This window comes from Kitasatospora sp. NPDC022856 (assembly GCF_055561235.1).
Map to the genome: position 1 here is coordinate 66,008 of NZ_JBVHHE010000022.1, position 18,799 is coordinate 84,806.

The window sequence follows — 18,799 nt, forward strand, 5'->3', positions numbered from 1 at the left end:
TTCAACCGTGACGACCGCGGTGGCCGTTCCTTCGGTGACCGTGACAACCGCGGCGGTGGCTTCAACCGTGACCGTGACGACCGCGGCGGCCGCTCCTTCGGCGACCGTCCGGCCCGCACCTTCGGTGACCGCCCGGCCTTCGGCCGCGACGAGCGTGGCGCCGCCGGCAGCAGCAGCCGTCCGTTCTCCCGCCGTGACGACCACCGCTCCGGTGGCCGCCCGCAGGCCTCCGGCGGCTTCAACCGTGACCGCGGCGACGACCGCGGTGGCCGCTCCGGCGGCTTCAACTCCGGTGGCTTCAACCGCGACGACCGCAAGCCGCGCTGGAAGAACTGACCCCGCGTAGCGCATCCGCGCCGACGCCCGACGGGCCCGCTCCACTTCGGTGGGGCGGGCCCGTCCGCGTTCCCCCGCCCGCCGGTCGCCGCGTTGTTCTGTCGGTGAGAATAACCGGTGGCGCGCGGGCGGCCCCGTCCCTTACCGTCACGGACATGAGCAGCAGACTGCATGGCGTGGCGGTGGTGAACGAGGAGATCGCCGAGCGGGGGAGCTACCGGGCAGCCGGGGGCGAACTCGTCCAGGTGACGGAGCGACTGGCGGCGGCCAGGGCGGGGACGGTGTCGTACCGGCCGCAGACGCTGGACGAGCTGCTGCGGGCGGCGGCGCCCGGGCCCGGTCCGGCCCCGGCGGCGTCGGGGGCGGCGGCCGTCGAGGTGACGGCCGAGGGCAGCATCGCGGCCGCCCGGCGCCTGGTGGCGGCCGGTGCGGGCCGGGTCGGGGTGCTCAACTTCGCCTCGGCGCGCAACCCGGGGGGCGGCTATCTGCGCGGCGCCCGGGCCCAGGAGGAGGACCTCTGCCGCAGCGCCCTGCTGTACACCTGCCTGCGCGAGGCCCCGGACTACTACGCGGCGCACCGCGCCAGTGACGACCTGCGGTACAGCCACCGGGTGATCGTCTCGCCCGACGTGCCGGTGATCCGGGGCGGGGACGGCGAGCTGCTGGCAGAGCCCTACCCGGTGACGTTCCTGACCTCGCCGGCGCCCAACGCCGGCCAGTTGGCACGGCGTTCGGCGGAGGTGGACGTCCGGGGGGTGCTCGCCGAGCGGGCGGTCCGGGTGCTCGCGGCGGCGGCCCGGCACGAGGTGCGCGCGCTGGTGCTGGGGGCCTGGGGCTGCGGGGTGTTCGGCAACGACCCGGTACAGGTGGCGGAGGCCTTCGAGGGGGCGCTGGCGCAGTACGGCGCGGCCTTCGAGCGGGTCGTGTTCGCGGTCTGGGACCGCACGCCCGTCTCGCCGAACCGGGCCGCTTTCGAGGCCAGGTTCGGCGCGGTGGCCGGCTGACGGGCGGCCGCCACCGGGGTCCGGGCGGGTCGGCTCAGCTCCGGCGGGAGCCCAGCACGCTCGCGGCGGTCGAGGCGGCGGCGACCACGCCGGTGACGGCGAGGACGGACGGCCAGGCGCCGATCCTCTTCGCCAGCGGATGCGAGCCGCCGAAGGCCGCCACGTAGAGGCCGGTCAGGGCGGCGGCGGTGGCCGCGCCCGAGCTGCGGTGCCACTGCGCGGCGGCGCCCGCCCCGGCCACGGCCAGGACGGCACCGCCCAGTTCGCGCCGGCCGGTCCACCGGGCGACGCCGTAGCCGCCGACCAGGCCGCTCGCCGCGGTCAGCGCGGCGGGCGCGGCGGTCGAGAGCACGTTCGGGATCCTCGCCATCGTCGACTCCACTCCTCGGCATCCTCGGATCGTCCGACCCTAACCCGCCGGACTCCCGGCCCCGGCTCCCACCCGGCCCCGGCTCCCACCCGGCCCGGCTCCGGGCCGACGGGCGCCCCCTACCGGGTGGGGCCGCCCTAACGGCTACCGGAAGGCCTCCTCGAACGGCAGGGCCCGCGCCGCCCGGGAGAGCCGGTCCGCGGCCTCGGCCGGTGCCAGCACCCGCTCCAGCCGGAGGTCCCCCGGCACCTGCTGGATGTACCGGCCCGCCGACCAACTGCGCTCGTACGCCTGCGGCTCCAGCACCAGGGTGCGGAAGCCGTCCACCACCGGGATGTCGCTCGGCGTGCCCTCGTTCCAGATCCACGTCCCGTCGGGCGCGACCAGGTTGAACGAGCCGTACGCGGTGACCCGGCGGCGCCCGTCCAGCTCCTCGGTCCGGCTGAGCGCGACGGCCTCCGGGTCCGGCGGGGAGCCGGGCAGGTGTCCGCCGCCGATCAGCACGTTGGCGAGCAGCGTGTGCAACTGGAAGTTGTCGGTCAGACCGTCCATCCGCAGCAGGTAGCCGGTACCGCTCGGGCGGTCCAGCACCAGCAGCGGCTCGTCGTCGAGCGTCTTCGCCAGGTGGGTCAGGCCCTTGAGGTCGTGCTGCCCCTCGCCGTAGCGGTCGATCAGTTCGAGCAGGACGTCCGTCACGCCGTCGGCCCGGGCCGCGGTGCGGACGGCCGCGTGGGTGCAGACCGCGAACGAGGCCATCTGCCACAGGTGGAGCGTCCACCAGCCGATCACCGCCCGGTGGGCGTGCCACTCGGCCAGCCGGTCCGGGTCCTCGATCCGGGCGTGCGCCAGGGCCGGGTCGTCCTCGTCCGGGTCGGGCAGGTCGCCGCCGCCGGTCTCGGCCCAGCGCTCGACCAGCAGCAGCGCGCCGCTCAGCGCTCCGCGCAGGCCCGCCAGCACCTGTCCGGCGCAGGCCACCGGGTCGGCGCCGCGCTCGACGCAGGCGCCCACCATCATCGCCAGCCGCGCCCGGGGGAACGGCGGCAGCTCCGGGAGCAGCGCCGCCAGCCGGGGGCCGACCGCCGCCGACTCGGCCTCGCCGGCCGGGCCCAGCAGCCCGCCGAGCCGTTGGAACGCGGCCGCCACCCGCTCGTCGTCGCCGGCCGCGACGGCCGCCTCCAGTTCGGCCGTCGCCCGGTCGAGGGCGGGTTGCTGACGGTCCGACGGATCCGGGGAGCCGTCGTGCGGGGGAATGCGGTCGGACACCATTCGCCGCAGCATAGGCGCCCGCCCGGCGGTGGCCCGCTACCGGGGGGGCGACGATCCGCCCACCGGCCCGGTCGGCCGTCGGGACTGCCCGGCCGAGCCGTCGGGGACGGGGGCGGCCGCCCCGGTGAGAGACTGCCGGCGTGACTGACCACGTGATCACGGACGGCCTCTACCGGGTGCGCAACGTCGGCAGCGGGCTGCTGCTGGAGGTCGCCGACGGGAGCCGCCGCAGCGGTGCCAAGGTCGTCCTCGGAGCGGAGAGCGGCTCCGAGGCCCAGCTCTGGCGGTTCGGCGCCGTCCACCAGGGTGGGGGTCTGTACCACGTCGAGAACGCCGCCAGCGGGAAGCGCCTGGACGTCACCGGCGCCTCCGCGGAGGACGGCGTCCTGATCCAGCAGTGGTCGCCCAACGCCTTCGGGGCGCAGGAATGGCTCCTCGAACACCACCTCGACGCTCCGGGCACCTACACCCTGACCAGCTTCGTCAGCGGCAAGCCGCTCACCGCCACCACCCCCGGCAGTCCGGTCGAACAGCGCGAGGACGACGACTCGCCCGCGCAGTGGTGGCGCCTGGAGCGCCAGGGGTAGGGGGGCCCCGCGGGCCGCGGCGGGGCGGCCCGCGGGCCCGGTCAGGCCGAGAGGTTGGTCCGGAGGGCGGTCAGCTCCTCGTCGGTGGTGCCGTGGGCGCGCAGGTAGTCGGCGACGGAGCCGTGCCGGGCCCGGATCCAGCTGAGGGACGAGGCCAGGAGCGGGGTGGAGATCGGGCGGGAGACGCGTTCGGTGCCGGTCTCGTCGAGGTAGGGGGTCGGGCCGTCGAGCAGGCCGAGGCCGGCGTTGGAGAGCAGGAAGTCGGCCATCAGCTCGGCCTCGGAGGCGCCCAGCAGGGACTGCACGACCGCGATGGTCAGACCGGTGCGGTCCTTGCCGACGGCGCAGTGCACGACGGCCGGTACGCCGCCGGGGGTACCGAGCCGGCGGATCGCGGCGACCAGCGAGGGGCCGGCGGTCTCGGCCATGAAGGGGTAGAGCTCGGCCTGGTCCTCGGGCCACGGACGGTCGATGTCCTCGCGGTTGGCCGGGAGGGTGGGGAGGCTGAGCGCCTCGTGGTCGAGCCCGAACCGCAGGTCGGGCCAGGTCGCCAGCTCGAAGGGGCTGCGCAGGTCGATCACGGTGCGCAGGCCGAGGTCCTTGAGCCGCTGGGCGCCCTCCGGCGTGAGGTTGTGGAAGGAGCCGGAGCGGTAGAGCACGCCCGTGCGCAGGGCGCCGACGCCCCCGGCGTCGCGGAAGTTGCGCACACCGGGGATGTCGAGGAACGCGGACGGCAGGTCGGGTTCACGGTCCGGCAGGTCGTCGGTCATGGCGTCCACCGTACGGGCGGGAGAGCCGGCCGGGGAAGGAAACGGACGGCGTCGTCTCAGCGGCCGCCGGAGACGTCCAGGAAGGTGCCCGTGCTGTACGAGGCGGCGGGGGAGAGCAGGTAGAGGATCGCCTCGGCGACCTCCTCCGGCCGTCCGCCCCGCCGCATCGGCAGCCCGGGCGCGACCCGGTCCACCCGGCCGGGCTCACCGCCCAGGGCGTGGATGTCGGTGTGGATCAGGCCGGGGCGCACGGCGTTGACCCGGATGCCCTCGGCGGCGACCTCCAGGGCGAGTCCGCGGGTCATCGAGTCGACGGCGCCCTTGGCGGCCGCGTAGTCCACGTACTCGTTCGGCGAGCCGAGCCGGGAGGCGGCGGAGGAGACGTTGACGATGGCGCCGCCGCGCCCGCCGTACCGGGTGGACATCCGGCGGACGGCCTGCTTCGCGCAGAGGAACGGGCCGGTGATGTTGGAGGCCCAGATCCGGTTCAGCCGGTCCTCGTCGATCTCCTCCAGCCGGCACTGCTTCTCCAGCGTGCCGGCGTTGTTCACCAGGGCGGTGAGCGGGCCCAGTTCGGCGTCCACGGTGGCGAACAGCCGCTCCACCTCGGCGGTCCGGGTGACGTCGGCCCGGACGGCGAGGGCGGTACCGCCCCCGGCCCGGACGGCGTCCGCCACGGCGGTGGCGGCGGCCTCGTCGGCGCGGTAGTTGACGCAGACCCGGTAGCCGCGCCGCCCGGCCAGCAGGGCGGTGGCCGCGCCGATGCCGCGCCCGGCACCGGTGACCAGGAGGACCTCGGGGCGGTCGGCGGCGGTGGGAGGAAGGGAGGAGTCCATGGTCCGCACGCTACCCCGGTGGCCGGCGGGAGCGGCCGACACCGTTTCGGGGCACCGGAATTCGTTCGCCCCGAGCGGCCCGGGCGGGGCACACTCCTCGGACCGCCGCGACCCCCGAGGAGATCTCATGCCCCCCGCGCCCGGCACCGTCCTGCTCGCGGGCGTGGTCGGCTCGACCGCGTACGGCTTCGCGCACGCCGGCTCGGACGTCGACCGGCTCGGCCTGTTCGCCGCGCCGACCGAGGACTTCCACGGCCTGCACCGCCCGGCGGAGTCCCAGGTCACCACCGAGCCCGACACCACCCTGCACGAGGCCGCCAAGTGGTGCCGCCTGGCGCTCACCTGCAACCCGACCGCCTCCGAACTGGTCTGGCTGCCGGCGGACCTGTACGAAGTGCGCAGCCCGCTGGGCGAGGAGCTGATCGCGATCCGCAGCTCCTTCCTGAGCGCCACGGCCGTCCGGAACTCCTATCTCGGCTACGCCGACCAGCAGTTCCGCAAGCTGCTCGGCCGCGACACGGCGGACCCGGCCGGTCTCCGCCGGGCCGCCAAGCACGCCCGCCACCTGGTCCGGCTCACCGAGCAGGGCGTCCGGCTCCACGAGACGGGCGAGAACGTCGTCCGGCTGCCCGACCCGGAGCGGGTGCGCGCGCTCGGCGACCGCATCGCCGAACACCCCGCCGCCGCCGAGCCGCTGCTGGCCGCCGCCGCCGAACGCTTCGCCCGCCCCGGCGCCCTCCCCCCGGCGCCGGACCCGCGCCCGGCCGAGGCCTGGCTCCGCCGCGTCCGCGCCGCCCACTACACCCCGCCCGCCCAGGACACCCCGCTCGTCCGCACCCCACCCGTCCCCGCCGCCCGCTGAGCCCGGCGCGTCCGCACAATCCACTGGCGGAGGCGTGGGCGCCAACGGGTAGGATCGCCCTGGCCCGCCCCGCACGGGGCGGCCGACGGGCCGCTAGCTCAATTGGCAGAGCTGCGGACTTTTAATCCGTAGGTTCAGGGTTCGAGCCCCTGGCGGCCCACCCGTGAAGGCCCCGGTCAGACACCGTCTGACCGGGGCCTTTCGGGTTTCCGGGAGCGGGCCGCCGGGCGGGCGGGGCGGCTCGCCGCCCGGTGCGCGGGTGAGTGTGCGTCAGGGGTCCGCGGTCCAGCCCGGACGGGTGGTGGGGGTCGGGCGTTGGGCCGAAGTGCCGTGGGGGCCGGGGGAGATGGGGGTGGGGTCCTGGTCGGGGGACGGGGGTGGGCGAGGCGGCTGGAATAATACGACCGGCTTGTATGCTCCGACAGGGGCTTGTGGGCCTGCGGGGGCTCCGGGGGACGGGGTGGGAAGGGTCGCGGGGGCGTTCGTCGGTCATTACGACCTTCGTATGTGCAACCTGGGGGCGGCCCGGACCGTCCTTCTTGTATGCGGAGTGCCCGGTCGTGGGGCGTCGCGTCGGCCGGTGAAAGGTACACGGATGTCAGGTCAGTGGGGCGAGGGCCCGGCTCGTGGTGACGACGCGCCCGGCGCGCTCACGGCCGAGGGCGGCGACGGCGGGGTGCCGCAGCCGCGGGCCGGGGGCCGGGCGCAGGCGCGGCGCGCGGCGCAGGGCAAGGGGGGCCGGGCGGCCGGCGAGGCCGGTGCCGGTGGGGCCGCGGCCGGCGGCGGCCGGGCGGCGGCCCGCAACAGCCGCAAGCCCAAGAAGAACGTGAAGAAGATCGTCGCCTGGTCGGCGGCCGGTGTGCTGGTGCTGATGGCCGGCGCGGGCGGCGCGATCTACCTCAAGCTCAACGCCAACATCAAGACCTTCGACGCGGACGCGATAGCCGGCGACCGGCCGCCGGAGGCGCAGGCCGACGCGGACGGCAACAAGCCGGTCAACGTCCTGCTGATCGGCTCGGACAGCCGCGGCAAGAACAACGCCGACCTGGGCGGCGGCGAGGACGGCGGCGCCCGCTCGGACACCACGATCCTGCTGCACGTCTACGCGGACCACAAGCACGCCGTCGGGATCTCCATCCCCCGCAACGCCATGGTGGCGATCCCGTCCTGCAAGCTCCCGGACGGCAAGTGGACCAAGGCCGCCACCAGCGACCTGTTCAACGCGGCGTTCTCGAAGGGCGAGAGCGACGACGGCAACCCCGCCTGCACCCAGAACACGGTGGAGAAGCTCACCGGCATCCGGGTGGACCACACCATCGTGGTGGACTTCCAGGGCTTCTCCGCGATGACGAAGGCCGTCAACGGGGTCGACGTCTGCCTGCCGAAGCCGATCTACGAGAACGACATCAACCCCAAGCTCCCCAAGAAGGGCGCCGTCGTCCTGCCGCAGGGCAAGCAGAAGGTCGAGGGCCAGCAGGCGCTGAACTTCGTCCGGCTGCGGTACGGCATCGGGGACGGCTCCGACATCGGCCGGATGAAGCGGCAACAGGCCTTCCTCGGCTCGCTCGCCTCCAGCATCAAGAGCCAGGGTCTCAACCCCACCACGCTGCTCCCGCTCGCGGACGCCGCCACCAAGTCGATGACCGTGGACCCGGGCCTCGGCTCCGCCGACAAGCTGCTCTCCTTCGGCCTCTCGCTGAAGAACATCGACATGCACGAGCTCAAGTTCGTGACGCTGCCCTGGCGCTACCGCACCCAGGACAAGAACATCGACATCATCCAGCCGGACGCCAACAAGCTCTGGGACACCCTCAAGGCCGACCGGACCATCGACGGTCAGAACGCCACCGGCCAGCAGACCGACGCGCCGGCCGCACCGACCGACGCCGGCTCGCCGAGCGCTCCGGCGGCGCCGACCACGCCGCCCGCCGCGGCCTCCGACCCGGGCAACGCCGCGGTCAAGGTGTCCGTCTACAACGGCACCACCACCACCGGGCTGGACGGCAAGGCGAGCGAGGCGCTCAAGGCGGCCAAGTTCACCGCCACCAAGGCCGGCCCGGCGGCCAGCACCAAGTACGCGACCACGATGATCGAGTACGGATCCGGGCAGAAGGCCAACGCCGAGAAGGTCGCCGAGCTGTTCCCGGGGGCCACCGTCGAGGCGGCCAAGTCGGCCGGCATCACCGTGATCGTCGGCAAGGACTTCGCGGCGGCGAACGGCGGTGGCGCGGCCGCCCCCGGTACCGCCGCGGCCCCCGGCGCCGCGGCCGCCCCCTCGGTGCCGGCCCCGCTGCCCACCAGCGTGACCAACGACGCCCGCTCGGCGGACGAGGACATCTGCGCCGACGTCTCCTACGGCTGACCCGACCGGCGGGAGGGCGCCCGCGGCGGCCCCGTCCGCCGCCCGCGTCCGGGTGGCCCGCCGGGTCGCCGTCCGGTGGCGGGATCGCGGTGGCCCGGTGAAGGTGGGCGGTGTACCGCCCGCCGGTCGCGCCGCCGCCCGGGCCTCCGCCCGCGTCGCGGCCCGGGGCCCGGGCTCCGGGCACCCCGGCCGGTCGTGGCGGAGGACGAGGAACCCGTACTCCCGGAGGCCCAGCAATGCCCGAAGTGACCGCACCGTACGCGCCCGGCACCCCGTGCTGGATCGACCTGATGGCGAGCGACCAGCAGGCCGCCCTCGACTTCTACCGCGACCTGTTCGGCTGGCAGGGGGAGGTCGGCCCGCCCGAGTTCGGCGGCTACGCCGTATGCGCGCTGAACGGGAAGCCGGTGGCCGGGATCATGGCGCAGATGGCGCCCGAGGGCCAGCCCCTCCCGCCCGTCGGCTGGACCACCTACCTGGCCTCGGACGACGCCGACGCCGCCGCCCGGTCCGTCGCCGAGAGCGGCGGCACGATCCTGTACCCGGTGATGGACGTCGGCACCGTCGGCCGGATGCTGGTCGCGGCGGACCCGACCGGCGGGGTGTTCGGCGTCTGGCAGAAGGTCGACTTCATCGGCGCGGGCGTCGTGAACGAGCCCGGCGCGCTGGTCTGGAACGAGCTCAACACCACCGACACCGACGCGGCCGGGGCGTTCTACCAGCGGGCGCTGGGCCTGAGCCCGGCCGCCCTGGAGAGCGTGGAGGGGTACTACTCGCTGAGTGTCGGCGACCGCTCGGTGGGCGGCATGCAGCGGCTCCCGGACTACCTGCCGCCCGGCACGCCCCCGCACTGGCTGACCTACTTCTCGGTGGACGACACCGACTCCACCGTGGACGCCCTGGTCCGGGGCGGCGGTTCGGTGCTCCAGCCGCCGTTCGACATGGCGGCCGGGCGGATGGCCGTCGTCCAGGACCCGCAGGGCGCCGTCTTCGCGGTGATCGCCTCGCCCACCGCGCCGTAGCCACCGCGCCCTAGCCAGTCACGTCGTAGCCCGTCACGTCGTAGCCCGTCACGGCGTAACCCACCGCGCCGTAATCACGCCGTAGCGCCCCGTAGTCGCGGCGCCCCCGGAAGCCTCCCGTTCCCGCGACGCGCCGCCGGGAATGGGAGGCTTCCCCGGTTTCGCGGGTAAGACTGCACCCATGCTGGGGCTTCCGGACGACATCCGCGCTTTCCTCTTCGACCTCGACGGGGTGCTCACTCAGACCGCCAAGGTGCACGCGGCGGCCTGGAAGGACACCTTCGACGCCTTCCTGCGCGCCGAAGCGGCCCGCACCGGTGGGCAGTTCGTCCCCTTCGACGCCGTGACCGACTACGACACCCACGTCGACGGCCGCCCGAGACTCGACGGCACCCGGGCCTTCCTGCACAGCCGGGGCATCGACCTCCCCGAGGGCACCGACGCCGACCCGCCCGGTGCCCGCACCGTGCACGGCGTCAGCCTGGCCAAGAACGAGACCGTGCTGCGGATGATCCGCGAGCAGGGCGTCCAGCCGTACGACGGTTCGGTCGCCTACGTGCGGCGGCTGCGCGGGCTCGGGCTGCCCGCCGCGGTGGTCTCCTCCAGCGCCAACTGCCGGGACGTGCTGCGCGCCGCCGGCATCGAGGAGCTGTTCGAGGTGGTCGTGGACGGCGTGGTGGCGAAGCGGGACGGCCTGCCGGGCAAGCCCGCGCCGGACACCTACCTGGCCGCCGCCCGGGCCCTGGGCGTCGAGCCCGCGCACGCCGCGGTCTTCGAGGACGCGCTCGCCGGGGTCGCCTCCGGCCGGGCCGGCGGCTTCGGCACGGTGGTGGGCGTGGACCGCACCGGCCAGGCCGACGAACTGCGCCGCCACGGCGCCACCGTGGTCGTCGCCGACCTCGCCGAGCTGCTCGAAGGAGGTGCGGCATGACCGGGCTGGACAACTTCGCCGTCGATCCCTGGCAGATCACCGAACAGGGCCTCGACCTGGGTGCGATGGCCCGCGCCGAGTCCGTCTTCGCGCTCTCCAACGGCCACATCGGCCTGCGCGCCAACCTGGACGAGGGCGAGCCGCACGGCCTGCCCGGCACCTATCTGAACGGCGTCTTCGAGCTGCGGCCGCTGCCGTACGGCGAGGGCGGCTACGGCTACCCGGAGTCCAGCCAGAGCGTCATCAACGTGACCAACGGCAAGATCATCCGGCTGCTGGTGGACGACGAGCCCTTCGACCTGCGCTACGGCGAACTGCTCAGCCACCGGCGCTGGTTGGACTTCCGGGCCGGGCTGCTGCGGCGCGAGGCGGAGTGGACCTCCCCGGCCGGTCGGACCATCAAGGTGCACTCGACCCGGCTGGTCTCCCTCACCCAGCGGGCGATCGCCGCCGTGGGGTACACCGTGGAGGCGGTGGACGGTCCGGTCCGGATCGTCCTGCAGTCGGAGCTGGTCGCCAACGAGCAGCTGCCCGGCGGTGCCGAGAGCGACCCGCGGGCCTCCGCCGTGCTGGAGGCGCCGCTGCTCGCCGAGGCGCACCACGCGGGCGGCACCAAGGCCGTCCTGGTGCACCGGACCCGCTACAGCGGCATCCGGGTCGCGGCCGGGATGGACCACATCATCGACGGCCCGGACCGGCTGGACACCGTCGCCGAGGCCGAGGCGGACAACTGCCGGATCAGCGTCACCACCCTGCTCGAACCGGGCGAGAAGCTGCGGCTGGTGAAGTTCATGTCCTACGGCTGGTCCGCGACCCGCTCGCTGCCCGCCGTGCGGGACCAGGTGGAGGCCGCGCTGACCGCGGCCCGGTACACCGGCTGGGACGGCCTGGTGACCGAGCAGGCCGGGTTCCTGGAGGAGTTCTGGGAGACCAGCGACATCGAGGTCGAGGGCGACGTCGAGCTCCAGCAGGCCGTCCGGTTCGCCGTCTTCCACGTCCTCCAGGCCGGTGCCCGCAGCGAGGAACGGGCCATCCCCGCCAAGGGGCTGACCGGCCCGGGCTACGACGGGCACAGCTTCTGGGACACCGAGACCTTCGTCCTGCCGGTGCTCACCTACTGCCTGCCGAGCGCCGTCAACCAGGCGCTGCGCTGGCGGCACACCACGCTGCCGCTGGCCCGCGAGCGCGCGGTCCAACTCGGCCTCGCCGGAGCGGTGTTCCCCTGGCGGACGATCCGCGGCGAGGAGTGCTCCGGCTACTGGCCGGCCGGCACGGCGGCGTTCCACATCGGCGCGGACATCGCGGCCGCCGTCTCCCGCTACGTGCGCGCCACCGGGGACGTCGAGTTCGAGCGCGAGTACGGGCTGGAGCTGCTGGTCGAGACGGCCCGGATGTGGCGCTCGCTCGGCCACCACGACGCGGCCGGCAACTTCCGCATCGAGGGCGTCACCGGCCCGGACGAGTACAGCGCCGTCGCCGACAACAACGTGTTCACCAACCTGATGGCGCAGAGCAACCTGCGCGCCGCCGCCGAGGCCGCCGCCCGGCACCCGCACGAGGCGGCCGCGCTCGGGGTGGACACCGAGGAGACCGCCGCCTGGCGGGACGCCGCCGCCGCGATGTTCGTCCCCTACGACGAGAACCTCGGCGTCCACCCGCAGGCCGACGGCTTCACCGACCACCAGGTCTGGGACTTCGAGCACACCCCGGCGCAGAACTACCCGCTGCTGCTGCACTATCCGTACTTCGACCTGTACCGCAAGCAGGTGGTGAAGCAGGCCGACCTGGTGCTCGCCATGCAGGTGCGCGGGGACGCGTTCACCGACGAGCAGAAGGCCCGCAACTTCGCCTACTACGAGCGGCTGACCGTCCGCGACTCCTCGCTGTCCGCCTGCACCCAGGCGGTGATCGCGGCCGAGGTCGGACAACTCGACCTCGCGTTCGACTACACCGCCGAAGCCGCCCTGATGGACCTGCACGACCTCGGAGGCAACACCGGCGACGGTCTGCACATGGCCTCGCTGGCCGGGGCCTGCATCGCCCTGGTGGCCGGGTTCGGCGGGTTGCGGGACCACGGCGAGGCACTCTCCTTCCGGCCCCGGCTGCCACCCGGGCTGATGCGGCTGAGCTTCTCGCTGATGGTGCGCGGTCAGCTGCTCGGGGTGCGGATCACCCACGCTGGCACGACGTACACGCTGCGCCGCGGCGAGGTGATCCACCTGCGCCACGACGGCGAGGGGGTGCAGGTGAAGGTCGGGTCGCCGGTCACCCTGCCGACCACCGTGCCGCCCGCCCAGGAGCGGTGCAGCCAGCCGCCGGGCCGCGAGCCGGCCCGGCGCCAGCCGCAGGCCGGGGTGATCGGCGGCACCCTGGGCCCCGGGCCGGAGCACCTCGCGGCCGAGTGACGCCCGGCCCCGCCCGTCACCCCTTCGGCCCGGCCGGGGTGCGGCGCGGGGCGCTCCGCCGGAGGGTGCAGGTGTCCCGTGGCAACCGGCGGCCGGTGAAGGAGCGCCCCGTGGTGAGTGTGGCCGAGCAGATGGTCGAGGTGCTCCGGCAGGCCGGGGTGGAGCGGGTCTACGGCGTGGTGGGGGACAGCCTCAACCCGGTGGTGGACGCCATCCGCCGGGCCGAGGGGATCAGCTGGGTGCACGTCCGCAACGAGGAGGCCGGCGCCTTCGCGGCGGCCGCCGAGGCCGAGCTGAGCGGGCGGCTGGCCGTCTGCGCGGGCTCCTGCGGGCCCGGCAACACCCACCTGATCCAGGGCCTGTACGACGCCCAGCGCAGCGGCCTGCCGGTGCTGGCGCTGGCCTCGCACATCCCGTCCGGGCAGATCGGCACCGGCTTCTTCCAGGAGACCCACCCCGAGCGGGTGTTCACCGACTGCAGCAGCTGGTGCGAGACGGTGTCCACGCCCGCGCAGCTGCCCCGGCTGCTGCGGATCGCGATCCAGCACGCGCTGGGCGCGCACGGCGTCTCCGTCCTGGCCTTCCCCGGCGACATCGCCGCGCTGCCGGCCGCCGGGCCGACCGGCAGCAGCCACTTCCTCACCGAGCAGGCGGTCGCGGCGCCGCCCTGGGACCAGGTCCGGGCGCTCGCCCGCGCCCTCAACGGGGCCCGCAAGGTCACCCTGTTCTGCGGCGCGGGCGTCCGCGGGGCGCACGCCGAGGTGATGGCGGTCGCGCAGGCCCTGAACGCGCCGGTCGGGCACTCCCTGCGCGGCAAGGAATGGATCCAGTTCGACAATCCGTTCGACGTCGGCATGAGCGGCCTGCTCGGCTACGGCGCCTGCCACGAAGCGCTGCACTCCGCCGACCTGGTCGTGCTGCTCGGCACCGACTTCCCCTACGACTCCTTCCTCCCGCAGGCCCGCACCGTCCAGGTGGACCACGACGCCACCCGGCTCGGCCGCCGCACCCCGCTGGAGCTGGCCGTCCACGGCGACGTCTCGGCCACCCTGCGCGCGGTCCTGCCGCTGCTGGAGCCCAGGGACGACCGCGCCTTCCTGGACGAGCTGCTGGACAAGCACTGCCGCTCGCTGGAGGACGTCGTCGGCGCCTACACCCGGGACATCGAGAAGCACCTGCCGATCCACCCCGAGTACGTCGCCTCGGTGCTGGACGAAGTCGCCGCCGACGACGCGGTGTTCACCGTGGACACCGGCATGAACAACGTCTGGGCCGCCCGCTACCTCCAGCCCAACGGCCGCCGCCGGGTGATCGGCTCCTTCCTGCACGGCTCGATGGCCAACGCGCTGCCGCACGCGATCGGCGCCCAGCTGGCCTGCCCCGGCCGGCAGGTCGTCTCGATGTCCGGGGACGGCGGGCTCTCGATGCTGCTCGGCGAACTGCTCACGGTGGTGCGCCACCGGCTGCCGGTGAAGACGGTGGTCTTCAACAACGGCGCGCTCGGCATGATCAAGCTGGAGATGCTGGTCTCCGGCTACCCCGAGGCGGAGATCGACAACGGGGACGTGGACTACGCGGGGATCGCCCGGGCGATGGGCATCCCGGCCAAGCGCGTGACCGACCCGGCGCGGGTGCGGGAGGTGCTCACGGAGGCGCTGGAGCGGCCCGGTCCGGCGCTGGTGGACGTGGTCACCGACCCCAACGCGCTCTCCATCCCGCCGCGCATCACGGCCGCCCAGCTGAAGGGCTTCGCGCTGGCCGCCGGGCGGACGGTGCTCTCCGGCGGGGTCGGCCGCATGATCGACCTGGCCCGGAGCAACCTGCGGAACATCCCCCGCCCGTAGGGCCGGTCCAGCCCCGTCGAGGGGGACCGCGGCGGTTTGCCTCTGAGGCAAGTTTCTTGCCCGCACGGCAGGCGGGGTGTCCACTGGTCACATGACCACCAGCCCAGCCGGCCCCTCCACCCCCGGCGACCGGACCGACGACCTGGAGGTCGCCGGCCTCGCCGCGAGGCTGCGCGAGCACCGGCTCGGCAGCCGCCTCACCCTGGAGGTCGCCGCCTCCCGGGTCGGACTCTCCCCAGCTTATCTGTCCCGGCTGGAGACCGGCCGGCGCCAGCCCTCACTGCCCGTCCTGCTCGGACTCGCCCGCGCCTACGGCACCTCCGTCTCCGGCCTCCTCGGCGAGTCCCCGGCCGAGGCGGACCCGGTGGTGCGCGGCGGTGCGATCGACCCCGGTCGCGCGGGCGGCTGGGGCTACCGCCGGGCCGGCGCGCCCGGGCGGGCGATGCAGGCGCTGCGGGTGCACGTCCCCCCGGGCGTGCAGGACGCGGTGGTCCGGGTCCACCCCGGTGAGGAGTGGCTGTACGTCCTGCAGGGCCGGCTGCGGCTGACCCTCGGCGACCGCACCCACCTGCTCGACGAGGGCGACTCCGCGCACTTCGACTCGCTCACCCCGCACTGCATCGCCGCCGACTCGGCGGACGGGGTGGAGCTGCTCTTCGTGCACACCCTGCTGCAGAGCCCCGGCGGCGAACTCTGCCTCGGCAGCGGCCCCGCAGCCCCGCACTGACCCACCGTCGGACCTCCTGGAGATCTCCCATGGCTGATCCCACCACCGTCACCGCCGTTACCGCCGTTACCGCCGACGCCGCAGCGACTCCCGTCGCGGCCGCCGCCGACGCCCCGAAGACCGTCGACGCCGGCAAGTGGGCCAACCGCCGGGTCGGCATCCGGGTGCTGATCTACATGGTCGCCACGCACGCCTTCGCCGGCTTCATCATGCTGCTCTTCGAGCTGGGCAACCGGAACAAGTAGCCGGTGGGGTAAGGCTGTTCAACGGCCCCGGACCGGCCCGGTCAGGTCGTCCGCAGCAGCTCGCAGAGCGCGTCCAGGGCGGCCGGGAAGAGCCGGTCGGGCGGCGTGGCGTAGCCGACCACCAGGGCCGGCGAGGCGTCCGGGGCGAGCGCCGGGTCGGCCAGGTGCCAGGAGAGGCCGGTGACGGCCAGGTCGAGCGTCCCGGCGCGGGCCAGCAGTTCGGCCTCCGTCGGCGCCCCGGGCGGCAGTTGCAGCACGGCGTGGAGCCCGGCGGCGATGCCCGTCACCCGGACGTGCGGGGCGCGTTCGGCCAGTGCCGCCACGAGCGCGTCGCGGCGCCGCCGGTAGTGCAGCCGGCAGCGGCGCACGTGCCGGTCGTAGGTGCCGGAGGTGATCAGCTCGGCGAGGGTCAGCTGGTCCAGCACGGGGGACATGGTGTCCGCCAGCTGCTTCCGCCGGGCCACCGGCTCGACCAGGGCGTCCGGCAGGGCGAGCCAGGCCAGCCGCAGGCCGGGCGCCAGGCTCTTGGCCGCGGTGCCCGCGTACACCACCCGTTCCGGGTCGAGCGCCTGCATCGCCCCGAGCGGCTGCCGGTCGTAGCGGAACTCGCCGTCGTAGTCGTCCTCGATCACGTACCCGTCCTGCTCGCGGGCCCAGCCGACGGCCGCCGACCGGCGTTCGGCGGCCAGCGCGGCGCCGGTCGGGTACTGGTGGGCGGGGGTGAGCAGGACGGCCGCGTCCCGCCGGGCGCCGAGCAGGTCCGTCCGGGCCCCCGCGCAGTCCACCGGCAGCGGCGCCGGGGTCAGCCCCGCGGCCCGGACCATCTCGCGCTGCGGGGGCAGCCCGTAGCCCTCGACCGCCAGGGTGCGGGTCCCGCGCGTCCGGGCCGGACCGCGCTCGCGCAGGGCGGCGCAGAGCAGGCCGATGCCCTGGGTGAAGCCGGAGCAGATCAGCAGGTGGTCCGGGTCGGTCCGGACGCCGCGCACCCGGGCGAGGTAGTCGGTGAGCGCCTGCCGCAGCTCGATCCGCCCGAGCGGGCTGCCGTAGCCGAAGGCCTCGTGCGGCGCGGTGGCGAGCGCCCGCCGCGCGGCGGTCAGCCAGGCGGTGCGCGGGAAGAGCGAGACGTCCGGCCGCCCGGGCGTCAGGTCGTGGCGGGCGGCCCGGCGCTCGGGCGGCGCCTCGGCCGGGCGACGGCCGGACCGCGGGGCGGTCCGCCCGGCCACCGTGGTGCCCGAGCCCTGCCGCGAGGCGAGCCACCCCTCGGCGGTCAGCTGCCCGTACGCCTCGACCACGGTGTTGCGGGCGATCCCGAGGTCCTCGCCGAGCGCCCGGGAGGAGGGCAGGCGCGTCCCCGGGGCCAGCCGGCCGTCCTGCACGGCCTCCCGCAGCGCGTCCTCCAGGGCCGCCCGCAGGCCGACCCCGGCGGCCCGCCGGCCACTGAGGTCGAGGTGCAGATCGCCGCCGAACGCGGTCCAGGAGGTGGTGCTCATGGGGAGGGCCGATCCGTGCGGGGCGCTGTGCCGTCCGGGTTGTGTCCGTAGGGGATTATCGCGTGGCCGCGGGCGGCTGGGCGGCTGGGCGGCGGCCCCGGCCTCCGCGCCGCCGGTCGGTGCCGGCCGGTGCCGGTGCGCGGGCCCGCACCGCGGTCAGCCCCAGGTCGCGCCGGCGGGCTCCTGGATGGTGGCGTTCAGCCGGTTGAAGAGGTTGGTCAGGCCGATCATCAGAATGATCGCGGAGAGCTGCTCCTCGTTGAAGTGGTCGGCGGCCTCGTCCCAGACCGCGTCCGGCACGGCCGGGCCGGAACGGTCGGCCAGCCGGGTGGCCGCCTCGGTCAGGGCGAGGGCCGCGCGCTCCTCCCCGGTGAAGAAGGGGGCCTCGCGCCAGGCGGCGACGGCGTGCAGGCGCTCGTCGGTCGCACCGGCCTTCTTCGCGTTGGTCACCCCGGCGAAGACGCACGCGGAGCAGCCGTTGATCTGGCTGGCCCGCAGGTGCACCAGCTCCATGATCTGGGGCGGGACGCCGCCCTGGTACATGGCCTTGTAGATGTTCTGGATGCCCTTCATCGCGTCGGGCAGGACCATCGCGGGGTTCTTCATCCGAGCGGTCACGGCGTTTCCTCCGTCGCGTCAGGAGCCCGAGTGCCTTGCGCGCCGGGCCGGTTATCGTCCTTCACTGCACCGACGGATCGCGGAACGGGGATGTGACAGGTGAGCGGGAACGAATGTCTGGCCGGGCAGTTCGAGGAGCACCGGCTCCAACTGAGGGCGGTCGCCTACCGGATGCTGGGCTCGCTCAGCGAGGCCGAGGACGCCGTCCAGGAGACGTGGTTGAAGCTGGACCGCTCGGACGTCAGCGCCGTGCAGAACCTCGGCGCCTGGCTGACCACCGTGGTCGGCCGGGTCTGCCTGGACCTGCTGCGCTCGCGCACCGCGCGGCGCGAGGACCCGCTGGACGGGCCGGACGGGCAGGAGGGCGCGGTCCGGCTGCCCGATCCGGTGGTCGGCGCCTTCGGCGTCGTGGACCCGGAGCAGGAGCTCCTGATGGCCGACTCGGTCGGGATCGCGCTGATGATCGTGCTGGACACGCTCGCCCCGGCGGAGCGGCTCGCCTTCGTCCTGCACGACCTGTTCGCCGTCCCGTTCGACGAGATCGCGCCGATCCTCGGCCGCACCTCCGCCTCCACCCGCCAACTGGCCAGCCGGGCCCGCCGCCGCGTCCAGGGCGCCGCGCCCGCCCAGGACGGCGACCTGAACCGCCGCCGCGAGGTGGTGGACGCCTTCCTCAGCGCCGCGCGCGGCGGCGACTTCGACGCCCTCCTCGCGCTGCTCGACCCCGGGATCGTGGCCCGCTCGGACGGCGGCGCCCTGCGGCCGAGCACGCTGCGCCGCGGTGCGGCCGAGGTCGCCTCGCAGGCGATCACCTTCGCCCGCTTCGCCGAGAACGCCCGCCCGGTGCTCGTCAACGGCGCGCCCGGGGTGCTGTCCTTCGCGGACGGCAAGCCGCTGTCGCTCATGGCGTTCACCATCCGGGACGGCCGGGTCACCGCGCTCGACGTCCTCACCGATCCGGAGCGGCTGGCCCGGATCGACCTGGGGCCGATCCTCGGCGGCTGAGCGGCTGAGCGGCTGAGCGGCCGGGGGGGGGGGGGGGGGGCCCCCCCCCCCCCCCCCCCCCCCCCCGCCCGCCCCCCCCCCCCCCCCGGGGGGGGGGGCCCCCCCGCGCCCGGCGGGGC

At 74.9% G+C, this 18,799-nt stretch carries 17 protein-coding genes, 1 tRNA gene and 1 pseudogene; 13 read left to right on the top strand and 6 right to left on the bottom strand.

The window, feature by feature from the left end:
- Together ACZ34W_RS26055 and ACZ34W_RS26060 are read left to right on the top strand one after the other, a co-directional pair.
- Positions 1 to 336, top strand: a pseudogene (locus tag ACZ34W_RS26055) (DEAD/DEAH box helicase); the annotation flags it as partial.
- Between the two features lie 155 nt (positions 337 to 491).
- Positions 492 to 1,340, top strand: a complete 849-nt coding sequence (locus tag ACZ34W_RS26060; RefSeq protein WP_465607504.1) for a TIGR02452 family protein — start codon at positions 492 to 494, stop codon at positions 1,338 to 1,340.
- A gap of 34 nt (positions 1,341 to 1,374) precedes the next feature.
- On the opposite strand, the gene ACZ34W_RS26065 is transcribed toward ACZ34W_RS26060, so the two are convergent.
- Entirely contained in the window at positions 1,375 to 1,710 is a 336-nt protein-coding gene (locus ACZ34W_RS26065; protein WP_352291192.1) for a hypothetical protein, read from the bottom strand.
- A gap of 144 nt (positions 1,711 to 1,854) precedes the next feature.
- Positions 1,855 to 2,976, bottom strand: coding sequence for a hypothetical protein (locus ACZ34W_RS26070; RefSeq protein WP_465607506.1), 1,122 nt, complete (start codon positions 2,974 to 2,976; stop codon positions 1,855 to 1,857).
- Between the two features lie 140 nt (positions 2,977 to 3,116).
- Between ACZ34W_RS26070 and ACZ34W_RS26075 the strand changes: the two genes are divergently transcribed.
- Positions 3,117 to 3,563, top strand: coding sequence for an RICIN domain-containing protein (locus ACZ34W_RS26075; protein ID WP_465607508.1), 447 nt, complete (start codon positions 3,117 to 3,119; stop codon positions 3,561 to 3,563).
- A gap of 41 nt (positions 3,564 to 3,604) precedes the next feature.
- Here the strand turns inward: ACZ34W_RS26075 and ACZ34W_RS26080 are convergent, their stop codons facing one another.
- Both ACZ34W_RS26080 and ACZ34W_RS26085 read right to left on the bottom strand, forming a co-directional pair.
- Positions 3,605 to 4,333 carry a tyrosine-protein phosphatase gene (locus tag ACZ34W_RS26080; protein ID WP_465607510.1) on the bottom strand — a complete coding sequence of 243 codons (729 nt, stop codon included), beginning with the start codon at positions 4,331 to 4,333 and terminating at the stop codon, positions 3,605 to 3,607.
- Positions 4,334 to 4,389: 56 nt separating this feature from the next.
- Complete coding sequence (locus ACZ34W_RS26085; RefSeq protein WP_465607512.1) at positions 4,390 to 5,169, bottom strand: SDR family oxidoreductase; 780 nt, start codon at positions 5,167 to 5,169, stop codon at positions 4,390 to 4,392.
- Between the two features lie 127 nt (positions 5,170 to 5,296).
- Here ACZ34W_RS26085 and ACZ34W_RS26090 point away from each other — a divergent pair, with 127 nt between their 5' ends.
- The 9 genes from ACZ34W_RS26090 (at position 5,297) to ACZ34W_RS26130 (ending at position 15,567) form a co-directional block, all read left to right on the top strand.
- The gene (locus ACZ34W_RS26090; RefSeq protein ID WP_465607514.1) at positions 5,297 to 6,031 is read left to right on the top strand and encodes a nucleotidyltransferase domain-containing protein; all 735 of its coding nucleotides are present in this window, start codon (positions 5,297 to 5,299) and stop codon (positions 6,029 to 6,031) included.
- 87 nt (positions 6,032 to 6,118) lie between these two features.
- Positions 6,119 to 6,191, top strand: a tRNA-Lys gene (locus tag ACZ34W_RS26095).
- 435 nt (positions 6,192 to 6,626) lie between these two features.
- Positions 6,627 to 8,393, top strand: a complete 1,767-nt coding sequence (locus ACZ34W_RS26100) for an LCP family protein (protein ID WP_465607515.1) — start codon at positions 6,627 to 6,629, stop codon at positions 8,391 to 8,393.
- Between the two features lie 236 nt (positions 8,394 to 8,629).
- Positions 8,630 to 9,415 carry a VOC family protein gene (locus tag ACZ34W_RS26105; RefSeq protein WP_329489037.1) on the top strand — a complete coding sequence of 262 codons (786 nt, stop codon included), beginning with the start codon at positions 8,630 to 8,632 and terminating at the stop codon, positions 9,413 to 9,415.
- A gap of 181 nt (positions 9,416 to 9,596) precedes the next feature.
- Positions 9,597 to 10,346 carry an HAD family hydrolase gene (locus ACZ34W_RS26110; RefSeq protein WP_329489038.1) on the top strand — a complete coding sequence of 250 codons (750 nt, stop codon included), beginning with the start codon at positions 9,597 to 9,599 and terminating at the stop codon, positions 10,344 to 10,346.
- Positions 10,343 to 12,751, top strand: a complete 2,409-nt coding sequence (locus tag ACZ34W_RS26115; RefSeq protein WP_465607518.1) for a glycoside hydrolase family 65 protein — start codon at positions 10,343 to 10,345, stop codon at positions 12,749 to 12,751. Before ACZ34W_RS26110 ends, ACZ34W_RS26115 begins: the two co-directional genes overlap by 4 nt.
- A gap of 131 nt (positions 12,752 to 12,882) precedes the next feature.
- The gene (locus ACZ34W_RS26120) at positions 12,883 to 14,595 is read left to right on the top strand and encodes a pyruvate dehydrogenase (protein ID WP_396491268.1); all 1,713 of its coding nucleotides are present in this window, start codon (positions 12,883 to 12,885) and stop codon (positions 14,593 to 14,595) included.
- A gap of 91 nt (positions 14,596 to 14,686) precedes the next feature.
- Positions 14,687 to 15,322, top strand: coding sequence for a helix-turn-helix domain-containing protein (locus ACZ34W_RS26125; protein ID WP_465607520.1), 636 nt, complete (start codon positions 14,687 to 14,689; stop codon positions 15,320 to 15,322).
- Positions 15,323 to 15,351: 29 nt separating this feature from the next.
- Entirely contained in the window at positions 15,352 to 15,567 is a 216-nt protein-coding gene (locus ACZ34W_RS26130) for a DUF6126 family protein (RefSeq protein ID WP_465607522.1), read from the top strand.
- A gap of 41 nt (positions 15,568 to 15,608) precedes the next feature.
- Here ACZ34W_RS26130 and pdxR read toward each other — a convergent pair whose 3' ends face one another.
- Both pdxR and ACZ34W_RS26140 read right to left on the bottom strand, forming a co-directional pair.
- Positions 15,609 to 17,057 (bottom strand): MocR-like pyridoxine biosynthesis transcription factor PdxR, encoded by a 1,449-nt coding sequence (gene pdxR / locus ACZ34W_RS26135; protein ID WP_465607524.1) that lies wholly within the window; start codon positions 17,055 to 17,057, stop codon positions 15,609 to 15,611.
- Positions 17,058 to 17,213: 156 nt separating this feature from the next.
- Positions 17,214 to 17,675 (bottom strand): carboxymuconolactone decarboxylase family protein, encoded by a 462-nt coding sequence (locus tag ACZ34W_RS26140; protein WP_465607525.1) that lies wholly within the window; start codon positions 17,673 to 17,675, stop codon positions 17,214 to 17,216.
- Between the two features lie 99 nt (positions 17,676 to 17,774).
- On the opposite strand from ACZ34W_RS26140, the gene ACZ34W_RS26145 reads away from it, so the two are divergent.
- Positions 17,775 to 18,680 (top strand): sigma-70 family RNA polymerase sigma factor, encoded by a 906-nt coding sequence (locus tag ACZ34W_RS26145; RefSeq protein WP_465607526.1) that lies wholly within the window; start codon positions 17,775 to 17,777, stop codon positions 18,678 to 18,680.
- Positions 18,681 to 18,799: the final 119 nt, after the last annotated feature.